This is a genomic window from Kitasatospora sp. NPDC059088, assembly GCF_042738155.1.
Lineage (GTDB): Bacteria > Actinomycetota > Actinomycetes > Streptomycetales > Streptomycetaceae > Kitasatospora.
Genome location: NZ_JBHYGR010000002.1, coordinates 166,038 through 182,820, shown reverse-complemented (window position 1 = coordinate 182,820; position 16,783 = coordinate 166,038). Strand labels below are relative to the sequence as shown.

Below are 16,783 nucleotides of genomic sequence, written 5' to 3'. Positions count from 1 at the left end.
CGCGCCCCCGCCCGCCCCCCCCCGCGCCCCCCCCCCCCCCCCCGGGGGGGGGGGGGCCCCGTCGTCGTTCCTGCGGTGCGGTCGGGCAGCGGCGCGGCCGGGTGGTGGGGCCCGGCGGGGCGGCGGCGGAAACGGTTGCGGGATCGGGACACGGGCGAAGGGGAACGGTTGATCGAGTCGTCGTACGCTCTGCCGGTCAGATCATGTGGAGAACCTGTGACCGCCGGAGTGTGCCGTGCCGCCCGCCCTTCGCCCCGCCGCGCTCGCGGCGGCCCTGCTGCTGCTCGGCACCACCACCGCCTGCAGCGTGCTGGCCGCCCCGAGCACCCGCGTCCCCGGTGAGCCGGCGCCGATCCCGCCCAAGCAGGTGGTGCTCGCGGCCGCCCAGGCCCTGGACGACGCCGGCGGCGCCCGGGTCGACCTGCTGCGGGAGGGCCCGGACGGCCGGCGCAGCGCGAGCGGCAGCCTGGTCTGGGGCGACCGGGACGAGGTCACGCTGGCCGTCACCGACGAGCTGGGCACCGGGCAGCTGTCCCTCCGGGACGGCGCGCTCGACCTCACGTACCAGGGCGGCGCGGCCAGGCACGCCGAGCGCGCCACCGCGGAGTCGATCGACCCGGCGGCCGGCAACGGCTCCAGCGGCTACGCGGGCGGCTGGATGACCGCGCTGGTCACCAACCCGGGCAGCCGGGCGTACGCGATCGCCCAGGCCGACCGGCTCGGCTCGCTCGGCGCCGAGCAGCTCGCCGGGACGACCGTCGCGCACTACCGGGGCTCCGCCCCGGTGGCCGACTACTTCGGCGCGGACCGGGAGTTGGACCCGCAGCAGCTCGCCGCGGTGGTCGGCTGGTACCGGCAGCGCGGGGTCGGCGAGATCGGGTACGACGTCTGGGTCGGGCCCGGCCCGCGGCTGATGAAGCTCAGTGAGACGGCCCGGGGGAGCGCCGGGACCACCGTGACCACGACGGACGTCATCGCGCCCGGGGCGGGGGAGACGACCCCGGCCGCGACCGGCTGACGGGAGGGGATATCCGGTGCGGGTCGGCCCTGGCGATCCGTTAGAGTCCGGCTGAGAAGAAGCCGATGATCGGCTCTTCCGAGGAACTTACGGGGGTACTTCCATGCGCGCTGTCCGTCTCGCGGCCACCGTCGCGACCGCCGCCGTCCTGCTGGCCGGCGCCACCGCCTGCGGCAGCAAGGGCGGCGACACCAAGAGCGCCGCCGACAGCACGGGCGCCACCGGCGGCAAGGACGCCGCCGCGGCCGCGGCCGGACTCGCCGCCGACCCGAAGGCCGCGCTCGCCGCCTCCGCCCTGGTGATGCAGAAGGCCGGCAACGGCAAGGTCGCCATGACCTCCCCGGACGCCTCCAGCCCGGGCGGCAGCGGCAGCGCCGACTGGAAGGACCCGGGCAAGGTCTCCGTGGACGTGTCCAGCGACATGGACGGCAAGAAGCTCAGGATCCGGGCGATCGGGGCCGACACCTACATCGGCGGCGACGACACCACGGCCGCCGCCCTCCAGGGGAAGCACTGGGTCAAGGTGCCCGCCACGGAGGAGATGGGCAGCGCCTTCGTGGTGATGGGCCAGATGGTCAACCCGGTCTCCCAGCTCACCATCGCGGCCGCGAGCGGCAAGCTCAGCAAGGTCGGCCAGGAGGCCGTGGACGGCGTCCAGACCACCCACCTGCGGGCCGTCGAGGACACCGCCACCCTGGTGGCCGGGATGACCTCGCTCACCGCGGAGCAGCGCCAGTCCGTCCAGAAGACGCTGGAGCAGGACGGCAAGACCCTCACCATCGACTTCTGGCTGAACGACAAGCAGGAGCTGGTGAAGTACCAGGAGTACGGCGACAACAACGGCCAGTCCAAGGCCGTCACCGTCAAGTACTCCGACCTCGGCAAGGCCGAGAAGATCGAGGCGCCCGCCGCCGGCGACCTCGGCGCCCAGGCCGACCTGCTCAAGCTGTTCGGCTGATCCGGCCGGACACCCGGGCCGGACACCGCACCAACCACCGGCTACCACCCCGGGCGCGTCGCGCGCCCGGGGGTTCTCGAGGGGGGAACACCATGGCTGGAACCCGGAAGGCCGCCGTCGCCGTCGTCCTCGCCGCTCTGGCGCTGACCGCGACCGCCTGCAACGACAACGGCTCCGACGGCGGGAACGCCGCCCCGGCGGCCCCGACCACGGCCGCCGCCGCGACGACCGCCGCCACCCAGGCCGCCCCGCCGGTCAAGGTGAGCCCGGCGGTCTTCCTGGAGCAGGTCACCAAGAAGACCGGCGCGGCCAAGTCGGCCAAGGTCACCGAGGAGATCTCGGTCGGCCAGGTCACCATGAAGGGCCAGGGGGCACTGGGCTGGTCCGACGGCCTGGAGGCCGACCTGACCATGGACCTCACCGGCTCCCCGATGGCCAAGGCGCTGGAGCCGATCACCGGCGGGCCGAAGGTGCACTACCTGTACACCGCGGACGCGATGTACATGGGTCTGGGCGGCCAGATGGTCCAGGGCGGCGGCCCGCGCTGGCTGCGCTACAGCAAGGAGGAGATGTCCAAGCTCTCCGGGGGCTCGACCGACCAGCTCCAGAGCGCGGACCCGGTCCAGGGCGTCCGGACGCTGATCGCCACCGGCAAGGTCACCGAGGTCGGCCAGGAGACGGTGGACGGCAAGGCCGCCACCCACTACTCCGGGGAGCTCGCCGTCGCCGACCTGGTCAAGGCGACCGGCCGGGGCGTGACCCAGGAGCAGGCCGACCGGCTCAAGCAGAACCTGGACAAGGCCGGCGTCGCCAGTGAGCAGGTCGACGTCTGGGTCGACGCCGACCAGCTGGTGGTCAAGCGGACCGAGCGGGCCGACACCAAGAACGGACCGGTGAACATCGCCGTGACCTACTCGGACTACGGCACGCCGGTCGTCGCCGCCACCCCGGGGGACTTCATCACCCTCGCCGACCTGGCGAAGGCCGGCGGCACTCCCGCCGGCAGCTGACGCCGGCCCCCGACCCGGCCGATCAGGTGGACGGGGCGGGGGCTGCCACCGGCCGGACCCGGTCCGGGTGGCAAGGTGGGCCCGGTGAGAGAGGAACGGACGATGGCGCGACGGCAGCGACTGGCGGCGGTGGCCGTCGTCGCCGTGCTCGCGAGCGGCCTGACCGGCTGCGGCGGCGGGGACGCGCCCGCCACGCCCTCGGCCGGCGCCAGCGCGAGCACCGCCGCCGCGACCGCCGCCACCCCGACCGGGCCGGCCAAGCCGACCGACCGCTCCCCGCACGGCGTGCTGCTCTCCGCCCAGCTGGCCATGCAGACCGCCCGCCGGGCCAAGGTCGGCTACCGGCTGGGCGCGGACGCCGGCTCCGGCTCGCTGTTCTGGGCGCCCAAGACGGCGGCCCAGCTCAAGCGCTCCACCCCGGGTGACGCCGAGCAGCTGATCGTCGTGGACACCGTCGGCTACCAGGGCGGCGACGCCGCCACCGCGGCCAGGAACGGCGGCAGGCACTGGGAGCGCTTCTCCGTCCCGACCGACCCGGACGGGCACAAGGCGGTCCCGTACGCGGGGCTGCTGGACCTGCTGAACCCGGTCGAGGCACTGGCCGCGGCCACCGCCGACGGGGTGGAGCCGGCCTTCGTCGGCGAGGAGAAGTTCGAGGACTCCACCGTCGAGCACTACCGGGTGACCACCACCGCCGAGAAGTACGCGGCGGCCCAGACCCAGCTGACACAGGCCCGCCGGGACGGCCTGCGGGCCGCACTGGCCCCCGGCGGCTCGCTCGAACTCACCCTGGACCTCTGGCTGAACGACAAGGACCAACTGGTCCGGCTGCAGCGCACCGGGAACGGGGACAGCGGCCGGGCGGACGACTCGGTGATCTACTCCGACCCGGCCGGCGCGCTGCTCTCGGCCCAGGCCCCGGCCGAGACGGACACCGTGGACACCGGCGTCCGGACGGTCTCCCCGCTGGCCCGCTGAGCCCGCCGGGGCCCGTTCCGGTTCACCCGTCCGAGGGCGATTTGCGTCGTCCGGACGAGTCCGGTTACTGTTGCCGAAGCCAAAGACCGCTGGTTGTCGCCGCCCCCGTGAGGGAGTCGGTGGCCGAAGGATCTGCGCTTCGTCGCAGGCAGCCCGCGCAGGTGTGTCTGGAGCTTCGACTTCCGGGTCCCGCGTTCGCGCTGGTGCCCGTCGAGGTCGCTACGAGCCCCGTGCGCCTGCGCACCGGGGCTCATTGCATTTTCTGCAAGGGCTTTCCTTCCGTCCGGCCGGTTCGAGGTGTGAATGGTCGACTTTCGCGGTCGGCCGGACTTCGACATCACGGAAGGAGGCGTAAGCCTATGGCCAGGCCCGACAAGGCTGCCGCCGTCGCCGAGATCACGGACAAGTTCCGTGGCTCCTCCGCGGCGCTGCTGACCGAGTACCGCGGTCTCTCGGTGAAGCAGGTCAAGACCCTGCGTCGCTCGCTCGGCGACAACGCCGAGTACGCCGTGGTGAAGAACACGCTGACCAAGATCGCGGCCAATGAGGCCGGGATCTCCGAGCTCGACGACCTGTTCAACGGTCCGACGGCTGTCGCCTTCGTCACCGGTGACCCGGTGGAGTCGGCGAAGGCTCTGCGTGACTTCGCCAAGGAGAACCCCGCTCTCATCATCAAGGGCGGTGTCCTTGACGGTAAGGCGCTGTCCGCCGATGAGATCAAGAAGCTCGCGGACCTCGAGTCCCGCGAGGTGCTGCTCGCCAAGCTGGCGGGTGCCCTGAAGGCCAAGCAGTCCCAGGCTGCCGCGCTCTTCCAGGCCCTGCCGTCGAAGCTCGTCCGCACTGTGGACGCGCTGCGCGACAAGGTCGAGCAGGGCGGTGCCGGTACGCCGGCTCCCGCCGCCGAGGACGCCGCCGCCGAGTAATCGGCAGGCTCACGCCTCGCTGCGGGCCCGTGCCCGCCCAACCCGTACATCCGGCACCACCTGCCGATTTAGTGGAAGGACGCCATCATGGCGAAGCTGTCCCAGGACGAGCTGCTCGCGCAGTTCGAGGAGCTCACCCTCATCGAGCTCGCCGCCTTCGTGAAGGCCTTCGAGGACAAGTTCGACGTCACCGCCGCCGCTCCGGTCGCCGTTGCCGGCATCGCCGGCCCGGGCGCCGTGGCCGAGGCCGTTGAGGAGCAGGACGAGTTCGACGTCATCCTCGACGGCGCCGGTGACAAGAAGATCCAGGTCATCAAGGAGGTGCGCACCCTGACCTCCCTCGGCCTGAAGGAGGCCAAGGACCTCGTTGACACCGCTGGTGCCAAGGTCCTGGAGAAGGTTGCCAAGGACGTTGCCGAGAAGGCCAAGGCCGCCCTCGAGGGTGCCGGCGCCAAGGTCACCGTCAAGTGACTTCTCGCCCCCTCTGAGGGGGCCTGAGGCCGGGCCGATCACCCTTGCGGGTGGTCGGCCCGGTCTTTTGTGTTTCCGGGCCCGCCCGCCCTCCCCGCCGCCCGCGGCCGGCCGGCCACCGGTGTGGCCGATCGCGCACTCGGTACTGTCGGCGACGAGGAGTATGGTGATCACCGTCATCGACGGTGGCCCCGACCACGGCTTCTGTAACGCCGGAGGGGTTCGGACCGATGAACGGGTCGAGGCCCGCCCCGCCGGCGGGCCCTTGACGAACCTGGCGAGGCGCGCGATTCTCAAGGCGCGAGTCCGCCCGGTTGGTTCGCCGCTGGATGCATAACCAGCGGCTCGGGCGGGAAATGACTCCACGTGAGTTAGAGCAGTACCCGGTGGGCGCCCGCGCCCCCGGCTACCGGGAGGAGTCTCCGATTCGGTTTCCGAATCAGAGCTGGACAGCAGTGTGGCCTTTGGCTACACTGTCCCTTTGCGCTGCCTGTTAGCTGCTCCGTGACTCGTCGCCCGGAGTTTGCGTTGCCCTGAAGGGGTCTGGCACCGCCTCCGCAAAGCGGCTCTGACCTGGGGTTTCGACCCCGGCGGAGGCCAGCTGCGAGGGAGACGGAATCCAGGCTCAAGCAGGCCCGGCTGGTACGCGCGTAGTGAGCTCCGAGCCCTCGGAAGGACCCCCCTCTTGGCCGCGCCGCGCAACGCCTCGAACAATTCCGCCGCATCCACCGCCCCGCTCCGCGTCTCGTTCGCGAAGATCAAGGAGCCCCTCGAGGTCCCGAACCTCCTGGCCCTGCAGACCGAGAGCTTTGACTGGCTGCTCGGCAACGCGGCCTGGAAGTCCCGGGTCGAGCAGGCGTTGGAGTCTGGTCAGGACGTCCCCACCAAGTCCGGTCTGGAGGAGATCTTCGAGGAGATCTCGCCGATCGAGGACTTCAGCGGGTCGATGTCCCTGACCTTCCGCGACCACCGTTTCGAGCCGCCGAAGAACTCCATTGACGAGTGCAAGGACCGCGACTTCACGTACGCGGCCCCGCTCTTCGTCACGGCCGAGTTCACCAACAACGAGACCGGTGAGATCAAGTCTCAGACGGTCTTCATGGGCGATTTCCCGCTCATGACCCACAAGGGCACGTTCGTGATCAACGGCACCGAGCGTGTCGTCGTGTCGCAGCTCGTCCGCTCCCCGGGCGTGTACTTCGACTCCACCCTGGACAAGGTGTCCGACAAGGACATCTACTCCTGCAAGGTCATCCCCTCGCGTGGTGCCTGGCTCGAGATGGAGATCGACAAGCGCGACATGGTCGGCGTCCGCATCGACCGCAAGCGCAAGCAGTCCGTCACCGTGCTGCTCAAGGCTCTCGGCTGGACCAACGAGATGATTCTCGAGGAGTTCGGCGAGTACGAGTCGATGCGCAACACCCTGGAGAAGGACCACACCCAGGGCCAGGACGACGCGCTGCTGGACATCTACCGCAAGCTGCGTCCGGGCGAGCCGCCGACGCGCGAGGCCGCGCAGACGCTTCTGGAGAACCTGTACTTCAACCCGAAGCGCTACGACCTGGCCAAGGTCGGTCGTTACAAGCTGAACAGGAAGCTGGGCAACGCCGAGTCGCTGGACTCCGGTGTGCTCACCGAGCCCGACATCATCGGTGCGATCAAGTACCTGGTGAAGCTGCACGCGGGCGAGACCGAGTGGCGTGACGAGACCGGCCGCGACATCGTGGTCGAGGTCGACGACATCGACCACTTCGGCAACCGCCGCCTGCGCAACGTCGGCGAGCTCATCCAGAACCAGGTCCGTACGGGTCTCGCCCGTATGGAGCGCGTCGTGCGCGAGCGCATGACCACCCAGGACGTCGAGGCGATCACGCCGCAGACCCTGATCAACATCCGGCCGGTCGTCGCCTCCATCAAGGAGTTCTTCGGCACCAGCCAGCTGTCGCAGTTCATGGACCAGACGAACCCGCTGTCGGGCCTGACCCACAAGCGTCGTCTGTCCGCCCTCGGTCCCGGTGGTCTCTCCCGTGAGCGCGCCGGCTTCGAGGTCCGTGACGTGCACCCCTCGCACTACGGCCGCATGTGTCCGATCGAGACCCCGGAAGGCCCGAACATCGGTCTGATCGGGTCGCTGGCCTCGTACGGCCGGGTCAACGCCTTCGGCTTCATCGAGACCCCGTACCGCAAGGTCGTCGACGGTGTCGTCACCGAGAAGGTGGACTACCTCACCGCCGACGAGGAGGACCGCTACGTCATCGCCCAGGCGAACGCCCCGCTGACCGCGGACCTGCACTTCGCCGAGCCCCGTGTCCTGGTCCGTCGCCGCGGCGGCGAGATCGACTACATCCCGGGCTCCGAGATCGACTACATGGACGTCTCGCCGCGCCAGATGGTGTCGGTCGCGACCGCCATGATCCCGTTCCTCGAGCACGACGACGCCAACCGCGCGCTCATGGGCTCGAACATGATGCGCCAGGCGGTGCCGCTGCTGAAGAGCGAGGCCCCGCTGGTCGGCACCGGCATGGAGTACCGCTGCGCCGTCGACGCCGCCGACGTCATCACCGCCGAGAAGTCCGGCGTGGTGCAGGAGGTCTCGGCCGACTACGTCACCGTGGCGAACGACGACGGCACGTACACCACGTACCGCGCCGCCAAGTTCACCCGCTCCAACCAGGGCACCGCCTTCAACCAGAAGGTGCTCGTGGACGAGGGCGCCCGGGTCGAGGTCAACCAGGTGCTGGCCGACGGCCCGTGCACCGACGAGGGCGAGATGGCCCTCGGCAAGAACCTGCTCGTGGCGTTCATGTCGTGGGAGGGTCACAACTACGAGGACGCGATCATCCTGTCGCAGCGCCTCGTGCAGGACGACGTCCTCTCCTCGATCCACATCGAGGAGCACGAGGTCGACGCCCGTGACACCAAGCTCGGCCCCGAGGAGATCACCCGGGACATCCCGAACGTCTCCGAGGAGGTCCTCGCGGACCTGGACGAGCGCGGCATCATCCGGATCGGCGCCGACGTCGTCACCGGTGACATCCTCGTCGGCAAGGTCACCCCGAAGGGTGAGACCGAGCTGACCCCCGAGGAGCGCCTGCTCCGCGCGATCTTCGGCGAGAAGGCCCGTGAGGTCCGCGACACCTCGCTCAAGGTCCCGCACGGTGAGTCCGGCAAGGTCATCGGCGTCCGCGTCTTCGACCGCGAAGAGGGCGACGAGCTGCCCCCGGGCGTCAACCAGCTGGTCCGCGTCTACGTGGCCCAGAAGCGCAAGATCACCAACGGTGACAAGCTCGCCGGCCGTCACGGCAACAAGGGTGTCATCTCCAAGATCCTTCCGGTCGAGGACATGCCCTTCCTCGAGGACGGCACCCCGGTCGACATCATCCTCAACCCGCTGGGTGTCCCGTCCCGAATGAACCCGGGACAGGTCCTGGAGATCCACCTCGGGTGGCTCGCCAAGCAGGGCTGGGACGTCTCCGGCCTCGCCGACGAGTGGGCCCAGCGCCTCCAGGCGATCGGCGCCGACCAGGTCAGCGGTGGCACCAACCTCGCCACCCCGGTCTTCGACGGTGCCCGCGAGGACGAGATCACCGGTCTGCTGGACAACACCACCCTCACCCGTGACGGTGAGCGCCTGGTGAACTCCACCGGCAAGGCCCGCCTGTTCGACGGCCGCTCCGGCGAGCCGTTCCCGATGCCGGTCTCGGTCGGCTACATGTACATCCTCAAGCTGCACCACCTGGTCGACGACAAGCTGCACGCCCGTTCGACCGGTCCGTACTCGATGATCACCCAGCAGCCGCTCGGTGGTAAGGCGCAGTTCGGTGGTCAGCGCTTCGGTGAGATGGAGGTGTGGGCCCTCGAGGCGTACGGCGCCGCGTACGCCCTGCAGGAGCTGCTCACCATCAAGTCCGACGACGTGCTCGGCCGCGTGAAGGTCTACGAGGCCATCGTCAAGGGCGAGAACATCCCCGAGCCCGGCATTCCCGAGTCCTTCAAGGTTCTCATCAAGGAAATGCAGTCGCTCTGCCTCAACGTGGAGGTGCTGTCCTCGGACGGCCAGTCCATCGAGATGCGGGACTCCGACGAGGACGTCTTCCGCGCCGCCGAAGAGCTCGGCATCGACCTGTCCCGGCGCGAGCCGAGCAGCGTCGAAGAGGTCTGACGGAGGTCGGGCCGGCTCGCGCTTCTGAATCAAGCAGAGCGCGCAGCCGGCCCGCCCCCAGGCCCCCCTCAGACCACAGACAAACTCTCGAATCACGAAAGAGGGCTTGACGACCAGTGCTTGACGTCAACTTCTTCGACGAGCTCCGCATCGGCCTGGCCACCGCCGACGACATCCGCCAGTGGTCGCACGGCGAGGTCAAGAAGCCGGAGACCATCAACTACCGCACCCTGAAGCCCGAAAAGGACGGCCTCTTCTGCGAGAAGATCTTCGGCCCGACCCGGGACTGGGAGTGCTACTGCGGTAAGTACAAGCGCGTCCGCTTCAAGGGCATCATCTGTGAGCGCTGCGGCGTCGAGGTGACCCGCGCCAAGGTGCGCCGCGAGCGGATGGGCCACATCGAGCTGGCCGCCCCGGTCACCCACATCTGGTACTTCAAGGGCGTGCCGTCCCGCCTCGGCTACCTGCTCGACCTGGCGCCGAAGGACCTCGAGAAGGTCATCTACTTCGCCGCCTACATGATCACCTGGGTCGACGACGAGCGCCGCCAGCGCGACCTGCCGTCCCTGGAGGCGCACGTCTCGGTCGAGCGCCAGCAGATCGAGAACCGCCGCGACTCCGACCTCGAAGGCCGCGCCAAGAAGGCCGAGTCCGACCTCGCCGAGCTGGAGGCCGAGGGCGCCAAGGCCGACGTGCGCCGCAAGGTGCGCGAGGGCGCCGAGCGCGAGATGAAGCAGCTGCGCGACCGCGCGCAGCGCGAGCTCGACCGCCTCGACGAGGTGTGGGCCCGCTTCAAGAACCTCAAGGTCCAGGACCTGGAGGGCGACGAGCTGCTCTACCGCGAGCTGCGCGACCGCTTCGGCACCTACTTCTCCGGCTCGATGGGCGCCGCGGCCCTCAAGGACCGCCTGGAGACCTTCGACCTGGCGGAGGAGGCCGAGCGCCTCCGCGAGATCATCCGCACCGGCAAGGGCCAGAAGAAGACCCGTGCGCTCAAGCGCCTCAAGGTCGTCTCCGCGTTCCTGCAGACCAGCAACAAGCCCAACGGCATGGTGCTGGACTGCGTCCCGGTCATCCCGCCGGACCTGCGTCCGATGGTGCAGCTGGACGGTGGCCGCTTCGCGACCTCCGACCTGAACGACCTGTACCGCCGCGTGATCAACCGCAACAACCGCCTGAAGCGCCTGCTCGACCTCGGTGCCCCCGAGATCATCGTGAACAACGAGAAGCGCATGCTCCAGGAGGCCGTCGACGCGCTGTTCGACAACGGCCGCCGCGGCCGTCCGGTCACCGGCCCGGGCAACCGCCCGCTCAAGTCCCTGAGCGACATGCTCAAGGGCAAGCAGGGTCGTTTCCGTCAGAACCTGCTCGGCAAGCGAGTCGACTACTCGGCCCGTTCGGTCATCGTCGTCGGCCCGCAGCTCAAGCTGCACCAGTGCGGTCTGCCGAAGGCCATGGCGCTGGAGCTCTTCAAGCCGTTCGTGATGAAGCGCCTGGTCGACCTGAACCACGCGCAGAACATCAAGTCGGCCAAGCGCATGGTCGAGCGCGCCCGCCCGGTCGTGTGGGACGTGCTCGAAGAGGTCATCGCCGAGCACCCCGTCCTGCTGAACCGTGCGCCCACCCTGCACCGCCTCGGCATCCAGGCCTTCGAGCCGCAGCTGGTCGAGGGCAAGGCCATCCAGATCCACCCGCTCGTCTGCACCGCGTTCAACGCGGACTTCGACGGTGACCAGATGGCCGTCCACCTGCCGCTCTCCGCGGAGGCGCAGGCCGAGGCCCGCATCCTGATGCTGTCCTCGAACAACATCCTCAAGCCGGCCGACGGTCGCCCCGTCACCATGCCGACCCAGGACATGGTGCTCGGCCTGTTCTTCCTGACCTCGGACCGCGACAACGTGAAGGGCGCCGGCCGCACCTTCTCGTCGACCGCCGAGGCGATCATGGCCTTCGACGCCCGCGAGCTGGACGTCCAGGCCCCGATCGAGCTGCGCCTGGCCGCCGGCACCGTCCCGCCCCGTGGCTGGACCCCGCCGGTGGACGAGGAGGGCCAGTCGACCTGGTTCGACGGCGAGCCCTTCCGCCTCAGCACCACCCTGGGCCGCGCGCTCTTCAACGAGCTGCTGCCCGAGGACTACCCGTTCGTCGACTACGAGGTGGGCAAGAAGCAGCTCTCCGCGATCGTCAACGACCTGGCGGAGCGCTACCCCAAGGTCGTCGTCGCGGCGACCCTGGACAACCTCAAGGCGTCCGGTTTCCACTGGTCGACCCGCTCGGGCGTCACCGTCTCGATCTCCGACGTCGTCGTCCCGCCGAACAAGCCCCAGATCCTCGAGGGCTACGAGGCGAAGGCGGAGAAGGTCCAGCGTCAGTACGAGCGCGGCCTGATCACCAACGACGAGCGCAAGCAGGAGCTCATCGGCATCTGGACCCAGGCGACCAACGAGGTCGCCGAGGCCATGAACGAGAACTTCCCGAAGACGAACCCCATCTTCATGATGGTCGACTCGGGTGCTCGTGGAAACATGATGCAGATGCGCCAGATCGCCGGTATGCGTGGTCTGGTGTCCAACGCCAAGAACGAGACCATCCCGCGACCCATCAAGGCGTCGTTCCGTGAGGGTCTCACCGTGCTGGAGTACTTCATCTCCACCCACGGTGCCCGTAAGGGTCTGGCGGACACCGCCCTCCGTACCGCCGACTCCGGCTACCTCACCCGTCGTCTGGTCGACGTCTCCCAGGACGTCATCATTCGCGAGGAGGACTGCGGCACCGAGCGCGGCCTCAAGCTGTCGATCGGCTCCGTGGGCGCCGACGGCGTGCTGCGCAAGGCCGACGACGTCGAGACCAGCGTGTACGCCCGCATGCTCGCCGAGGACATCACCGTCGACGGCAAGCTGCTCGCCACCGCCAACACCGACCTCGGTGACGTGCTGATGGACGAGCTGATCCGCCACGGCGTGTCCGAGGTCAAGGTCCGCTCGATCCTCACCTGTGAGTCGGCCGTCGGCACCTGTGCCTTCTGCTACGGCCGTTCGCTGGCCACCGGCAAGCTGGTCGACATCGGTGAGGCGGTCGGCATCATCGCCGCCCAGTCCATCGGTGAGCCCGGCACCCAGCTGACCATGCGTACCTTCCACACCGGTGGTGTGGCCGGTGACGACATCACCCAGGGTCTGCCGCGTGTCGTCGAGCTCTTCGAGGCCCGCACCCCCAAGGGTGTGGCCCCGATCTCCGAGGCCACCGGCCGCGCGCGGATCGAGGACACCGAGAAGACCCGCAAGATCGTCATCACGCCGGACGACGGCACCGACGAGATCGCCTACCCGGTCTCGAAGCGTGTCAAGCTGCTGGTCAGCGAGGGCGAGGCGGTCGAGGTCGGCCAGAAGCTGACCATGGGTGCCACCAACCCGCACGACGTCCTGCGCATCATGGGCCAGCGCGCCGTCCAGATCCACCTGGTCGCCGAAGTCCAGAAGGTCTACAACTCGCAGGGCGTGTCGATCCACGACAAGCACATCGAGATCATCATCCGGCAGATGCTCCGCCGCGTGACGATCATCGAGTCGGGCGACGCCGAGCTGCTCCCGGGCGAGCTCGTCGAGCGCGGCCGCTTCGAGACCGAGAACCGTCGCGTGGTCTCCGAGGGCGGTCACCCCGCCTCCGGCCGTCCGCAGCTGATGGGTATCACCAAGGCCTCGCTGGCCACCGAGTCCTGGCTGTCGGCCGCCTCCTTCCAGGAGACGACCCGGGTCCTCACCGACGCGGCTATCCACGCCAAGTCGGACCCGCTGCTGGGCCTCAAGGAGAACGTCATCCTCGGTAAGCTCATCCCGGCCGGTACGGGTCTGCCCCGCTACCGCAACATCCGGGTCGAGCCGACCGAGGAGGCCAAGGCCGCCATGTACTCGGCCGTCGGCTACGACGACTACGACCTGTCGCCCTTCGGCGCCGGCTCCGGCCAGGCGGTTCCGCTGGACGACTACGACTACGGCCCGTACACCGGCTGAGTCGAGCGTCACTGATCGCAGGGCGGTCACCCCTCACGGGGTGGCCGCCCTGCGGCGTTTCCGGCGGGTGCTCCTGGCCGGTGCTTCCGGGCGCTACCGGACCGGGGTGGCCGCGGCCGCGCGCCAGTCCTCCAGCCGGCGGATCCGGGTGTGGGTGTCCGGGTGGCTGGACAGCAGCCGCCGGCCCAGGCCCGGGCGGACGGCCCGGCCCCCGTTCTCCCGCGCGGCGGCCGCCAGGGCCTCCTCCTCGTCCCGCAGGAAGCCGTGGAAGACCTCGATCATGGCGTCCGCGAAACCGAGTTCGGCGGCCTGGACGTCCGCCCTCAGCTCGGAGCGGCGGCCGACCGCGGCCAGCAGGTACGGCGTGACCAGGACCAGCAGCAGCGGCGGGAAGGAGAGCGCCACGGCCACCACCAGGACCACCGAGACCAGCCCGACCACCAGGGCGCCGAGCAGCGAGAACACCGAGGCGATCCGGAACGCCACGACCGCCGCGATCCGGAAGACCGCCCAGGCGATCCGGGCCGGCATCGAGTACCAGTAGCCGAGCAGGGTCGCCCAGGCGTGGCCGCCGCGGTGGTGGCCGAGCTCGTGGGCGAGCACGGCGGCCAGCTGGGCGTCGGGGAGGGTCTCCAGCGCGTACCGGGTGACCCCGACGATGTGGCCGGCGGCCGCGGTGGCGTTGACGGCCTTGTGGTCCTCGATCCACAGGTCGTACGTCTCCGGGTTCACCCCCGCCTTGGCGGTCACCTGGTGCCAGATCGGCTCCAGCCTGGTCAGCTCGGAGTGCAGCGCCGGACGCATCCGGAACAGGTAGCGGGCGAGCACCTTCTCGGTCGGGCGGTGGAACACCAGTGCGCCGGAGGCGATCCAGAGGCCGATCAGCACCAGGTTGAGCGGCTCGGGGAGGAGCAGCGAGACCAGCGTGACGACCAGCAGGCTGCACAGGAAGTGCGGCAGCTGGAGCAGCAGTTGGCCGACCGCGGTGGCGTCGGCGCCGCGCTGGCGGGCGGCCAGGTGGACCCGGCCGGTGTGCGGGTCGATGTCGACGGTGGGGTCGAGGACCGGCGGCCGGGGCGGGGCGGGCGGCGGGGCGAAGCCCTGGGCGGGGATGCGCGGGGGGTGCTGGGGGTGCTGGGGCTGGGGCGGGGGAGCGTACTGGGGCGGGACGGCGGTGGGGTACTGCGGCGGGGCGGGGGGCTGCGGGGCCGGCGCGGGGTACGGGGGCGGCGGCGGGGGAGCGGCGGTCGGGTAGGCGGGCGGCTGCGCCGTCGGGTACTGCGGGGCGGCCGTGGGGTACTGGGGCGGGACGGTCGGGTACTGCGGCGGGGCGGCCGTCGGGTACGGCGGCGGTGTGGCGTCCGGGTAGGTCGGTTCGGTCATGGCGGGGTCCTCGGGGACGGGACGCGCGCACGGCGGCGTCCGTACGGTGACGGGTTGGGCAGGACGGTGCTGGGCGGTGCTGGGCGGGGCAGGCCGGTCAGCCCAGGAACAGGGCGGTGACCAGCGGGAACAAGCCGGCGCCGAAGGCGAGGATGCCGACCCGGACCCAGGAGTGCTTCCGCGCGGCGATCAGGCTGTTCTCCGCGAGCGCCGCCCGCACGGCCTCCGCGGCCAGCCGCTCGGTGTCGGCCAGGGCGTCGGTGAGCAGCCCCCGTTCGGCGGCCAGCCGGATGTCCCCGAAGTAGCCGAGCGGGCGGCCCGGGCGCCAGGTGCTGCGCCGGAAGCGGGGCAGCACCGCGAGCAGCAGCGAGACCAGGGAGACGGCGATGCCCAGGCCGCCGAGGGCCAGCAACGCCTTCGCCGCGCCGGAGAGCTGCTGCGGCGCCCAGCCGGTGCTGGTGAGCAGGCCGCCGAGCACTCCGACGATCACGCCGAGGGCGGCGACCAGGACGGCCGCCTTGCTGTCCGCGCGGGCGATCTCGGTGCGCAGCTCGGCGAGCAGGGCGGTACCCGGCGGCGGGGGCACCGGGGCGGTACCGGCGGGGGCGGACACGGCGGAACTCCTCGGGTTCACTGCGGCAACGGCGGGTTCGGGCCCTTGTCGAGCCGGGGCGTGCCCGGGCCCGCTGGGCGGTGGCGCAGGATCGCTTCGAGCGCGGCCTTCGCCTCCTGGCGCGGGCCCTCCAGCTCGAACTCCTCCAGGCCGTTCTGGTCGAGCAGCCGCTGGATCACCTGGAGCTGGCCCTGGACCAGCTCCTGCTGCTCGTCCTTCAAGTACGTGAGGGCCGCTTTCAGGTCCTCGGGGTGAGCGGCCACCTGGAGGGCCCAGGCGGTCACCCCGCCCTGCTCCAGGTGGTACTGGTAGAACTTCGCCTTCGCGGCGAGGACCTCGTTGGACTCCTGGACCTGCCGGAGGGCGTGCGGGTGGGCCTGGGTGTCGAAGTGGTAGCCGCGCAGCCGCTCCTTCTGCTCGCGGGCGGCCTGGTCGATGTCCAACTGGACGGTGCAGCGCACCCGCAGGCCCTCGGCCTCGGCGACCGGGAAGCCGTCCAGCTCCTCCTGGACGGCGGACTCGGCCTCGCCGCTCCGGTCGGTGGAGAGGTGGCGGGTGACCGCCCGCATCCGCTGCCGGATCCGCGGGACCAGCAGCGCGGGGACGTCGCGGATCCGGCTCGCCACGACCAGCTCCGCGGCCGACACCTGCCAGTCGATCTCCACCACGGCCTCGAAGGCCCCGACGTCGTCCCGGCCGGGCAGCCGCTCCTCGGCCCGCAGGTGGTGCAGGCCGAGGTCGACCTCGTACGCGGCCTGGTAGTTGCGGCCCACCAGGTCGCTGAACCCCGGGCGGTGCGGGGGCAGGTAGACCTGGTGCTCCCCGGACGGGGTGGTCAGGACGAGGGCGGAGTCGGCCCGGGCGGCCGGGCGCTTGGGCAGGCCGAGCGCGCGGCCCAGCGGGTGGACCGTCAGGACCGGGTCGGTCAGGTCTCCGTGGGGGAGGTCGGGGCGGTGTCGTGCCGACATGCGCGGGTGCTCCAGGATCGGGACGGGTCGGACGGTGCTGTGTCAGTTGCCGGGCAGCGCCGCGGTCGCCGGGCCGTCGGCGCGTACGGTGCGGACCAGGTGGTCGAGCCGCCGGCGGTCGCGCTCGGTGACGGCCAGGTCGTCGAAGAGTTCGGTGAGCCGGGCGGTGGTGCCGGGGGGGGGGGGGGGGCCGGCCCCCCCCCCCCCCGCCCCCCCCCGCCGCGCGGGGGGGGGCGCGGGGGGCGCCCCCCCCGGGGCCCCCCCCCGGGCCCCCCACGCGGGGAGCCCG

Annotated in this window: 11 protein-coding genes; 8 read left to right on the top strand and 3 right to left on the bottom strand. The window is 70.8% G+C overall.

Annotated features, from left to right (window positions below; genetic code table 11):
* Positions 1-235: 235 nt before the first annotated feature.
* The 8 genes from ACFWXO_RS01755 to ACFWXO_RS01720 all read left to right on the top strand — a co-directional run bounded on the left by ACFWXO_RS01755 (position 236) and on the right by ACFWXO_RS01720 (position 13,530).
* On the top strand, positions 236-1,018 hold the full coding sequence (locus ACFWXO_RS01755) for a hypothetical protein (RefSeq protein ID WP_380521301.1): 783 nt from the start codon (positions 236-238) through the stop codon (positions 1,016-1,018).
* A gap of 103 nt (positions 1,019-1,121) precedes the next feature.
* The gene (locus ACFWXO_RS01750) at positions 1,122-1,976 is read left to right on the top strand and encodes a hypothetical protein (RefSeq protein WP_380521299.1); all 855 of its coding nucleotides are present in this window, start codon (positions 1,122-1,124) and stop codon (positions 1,974-1,976) included.
* A 92-nt stretch (positions 1,977-2,068) separates the two neighbouring features.
* Complete coding sequence (locus tag ACFWXO_RS01745; protein ID WP_380521297.1) at positions 2,069-2,986, top strand: hypothetical protein; 918 nt, start codon at positions 2,069-2,071, stop codon at positions 2,984-2,986.
* Positions 2,987-3,088: 102 nt separating this feature from the next.
* Positions 3,089-3,964: a hypothetical protein gene (locus ACFWXO_RS01740; RefSeq protein ID WP_380521295.1), complete on the top strand. Its 876-nt coding sequence runs from the start codon at positions 3,089-3,091 to the stop codon at positions 3,962-3,964.
* Positions 3,965-4,323: 359 nt separating this feature from the next.
* Positions 4,324-4,887 carry a 50S ribosomal protein L10 gene (rplJ, locus tag ACFWXO_RS01735; RefSeq protein ID WP_350503606.1) on the top strand — a complete coding sequence of 188 codons (564 nt, stop codon included), beginning with the start codon at positions 4,324-4,326 and terminating at the stop codon, positions 4,885-4,887.
* A gap of 87 nt (positions 4,888-4,974) precedes the next feature.
* The gene (gene rplL, locus ACFWXO_RS01730) at positions 4,975-5,358 is read left to right on the top strand and encodes a 50S ribosomal protein L7/L12 (RefSeq protein ID WP_375881995.1); all 384 of its coding nucleotides are present in this window, start codon (positions 4,975-4,977) and stop codon (positions 5,356-5,358) included.
* A gap of 685 nt (positions 5,359-6,043) precedes the next feature.
* Complete coding sequence (gene rpoB, locus ACFWXO_RS01725) at positions 6,044-9,520, top strand: DNA-directed RNA polymerase subunit beta (protein WP_375881997.1); 3,477 nt, start codon at positions 6,044-6,046, stop codon at positions 9,518-9,520.
* Between the two features lie 116 nt (positions 9,521-9,636).
* Positions 9,637-13,530, top strand: a complete 3,894-nt coding sequence (locus ACFWXO_RS01720) for a DNA-directed RNA polymerase subunit beta' (RefSeq protein ID WP_375882000.1) — start codon at positions 9,637-9,639, stop codon at positions 13,528-13,530.
* 93 nt (positions 13,531-13,623) lie between these two features.
* Here ACFWXO_RS01720 and ACFWXO_RS01715 read toward each other — a convergent pair whose 3' ends face one another.
* From ACFWXO_RS01715 to ACFWXO_RS01705, 3 genes are all read right to left on the bottom strand, one after another.
* Complete coding sequence (locus tag ACFWXO_RS01715) at positions 13,624-14,913, bottom strand: M48 family metalloprotease (protein ID WP_380521291.1); 1,290 nt, start codon at positions 14,911-14,913, stop codon at positions 13,624-13,626.
* A 97-nt stretch (positions 14,914-15,010) separates the two neighbouring features.
* Positions 15,011-15,526 carry a Pycsar system effector family protein gene (locus tag ACFWXO_RS01710; protein WP_375882006.1) on the bottom strand — a complete coding sequence of 172 codons (516 nt, stop codon included), beginning with the start codon at positions 15,524-15,526 and terminating at the stop codon, positions 15,011-15,013.
* Positions 15,527-15,543: 17 nt separating this feature from the next.
* On the bottom strand, positions 15,544-16,494 hold the full coding sequence (locus tag ACFWXO_RS01705) for a hypothetical protein (protein WP_380521288.1): 951 nt from the start codon (positions 16,492-16,494) through the stop codon (positions 15,544-15,546).
* Positions 16,495-16,783: the final 289 nt, after the last annotated feature.

What these genes read in the sequence shown, in the direction of transcription:
- ACFWXO_RS01750 (WP_380521299.1), top strand. Translation starts at nt 1,122, where the DNA reads ATGCGCGCTGTCCGTCTCGCGGCCACCGTCGCGACCGCCGCCGTCCTG.
- ACFWXO_RS01745 (WP_380521297.1), top strand. Translation starts at nt 2,069, where the DNA reads ATGGCTGGAACCCGGAAGGCCGCCGTCGCCGTCGTCCTCGCCGCTCTG.
- ACFWXO_RS01740 (WP_380521295.1), top strand. Translation starts at nt 3,089, where the DNA reads ATGGCGCGACGGCAGCGACTGGCGGCGGTGGCCGTCGTCGCCGTGCTC.
- rplJ (WP_350503606.1), top strand. Translation starts at nt 4,324, where the DNA reads ATGGCCAGGCCCGACAAGGCTGCCGCCGTCGCCGAGATCACGGACAAG.
- rplL (WP_375881995.1), top strand. Translation starts at nt 4,975, where the DNA reads ATGGCGAAGCTGTCCCAGGACGAGCTGCTCGCGCAGTTCGAGGAGCTC.
- ACFWXO_RS01715 (WP_380521291.1), bottom strand. Translation starts at nt 14,913, where the DNA reads ATGACCGAACCGACCTACCCGGACGCCACACCGCCGCCGTACCCGACG.
- ACFWXO_RS01705 (WP_380521288.1), bottom strand. Translation starts at nt 16,494, where the DNA reads ATGTCGGCACGACACCGCCCCGACCTCCCCCACGGAGACCTGACCGAC.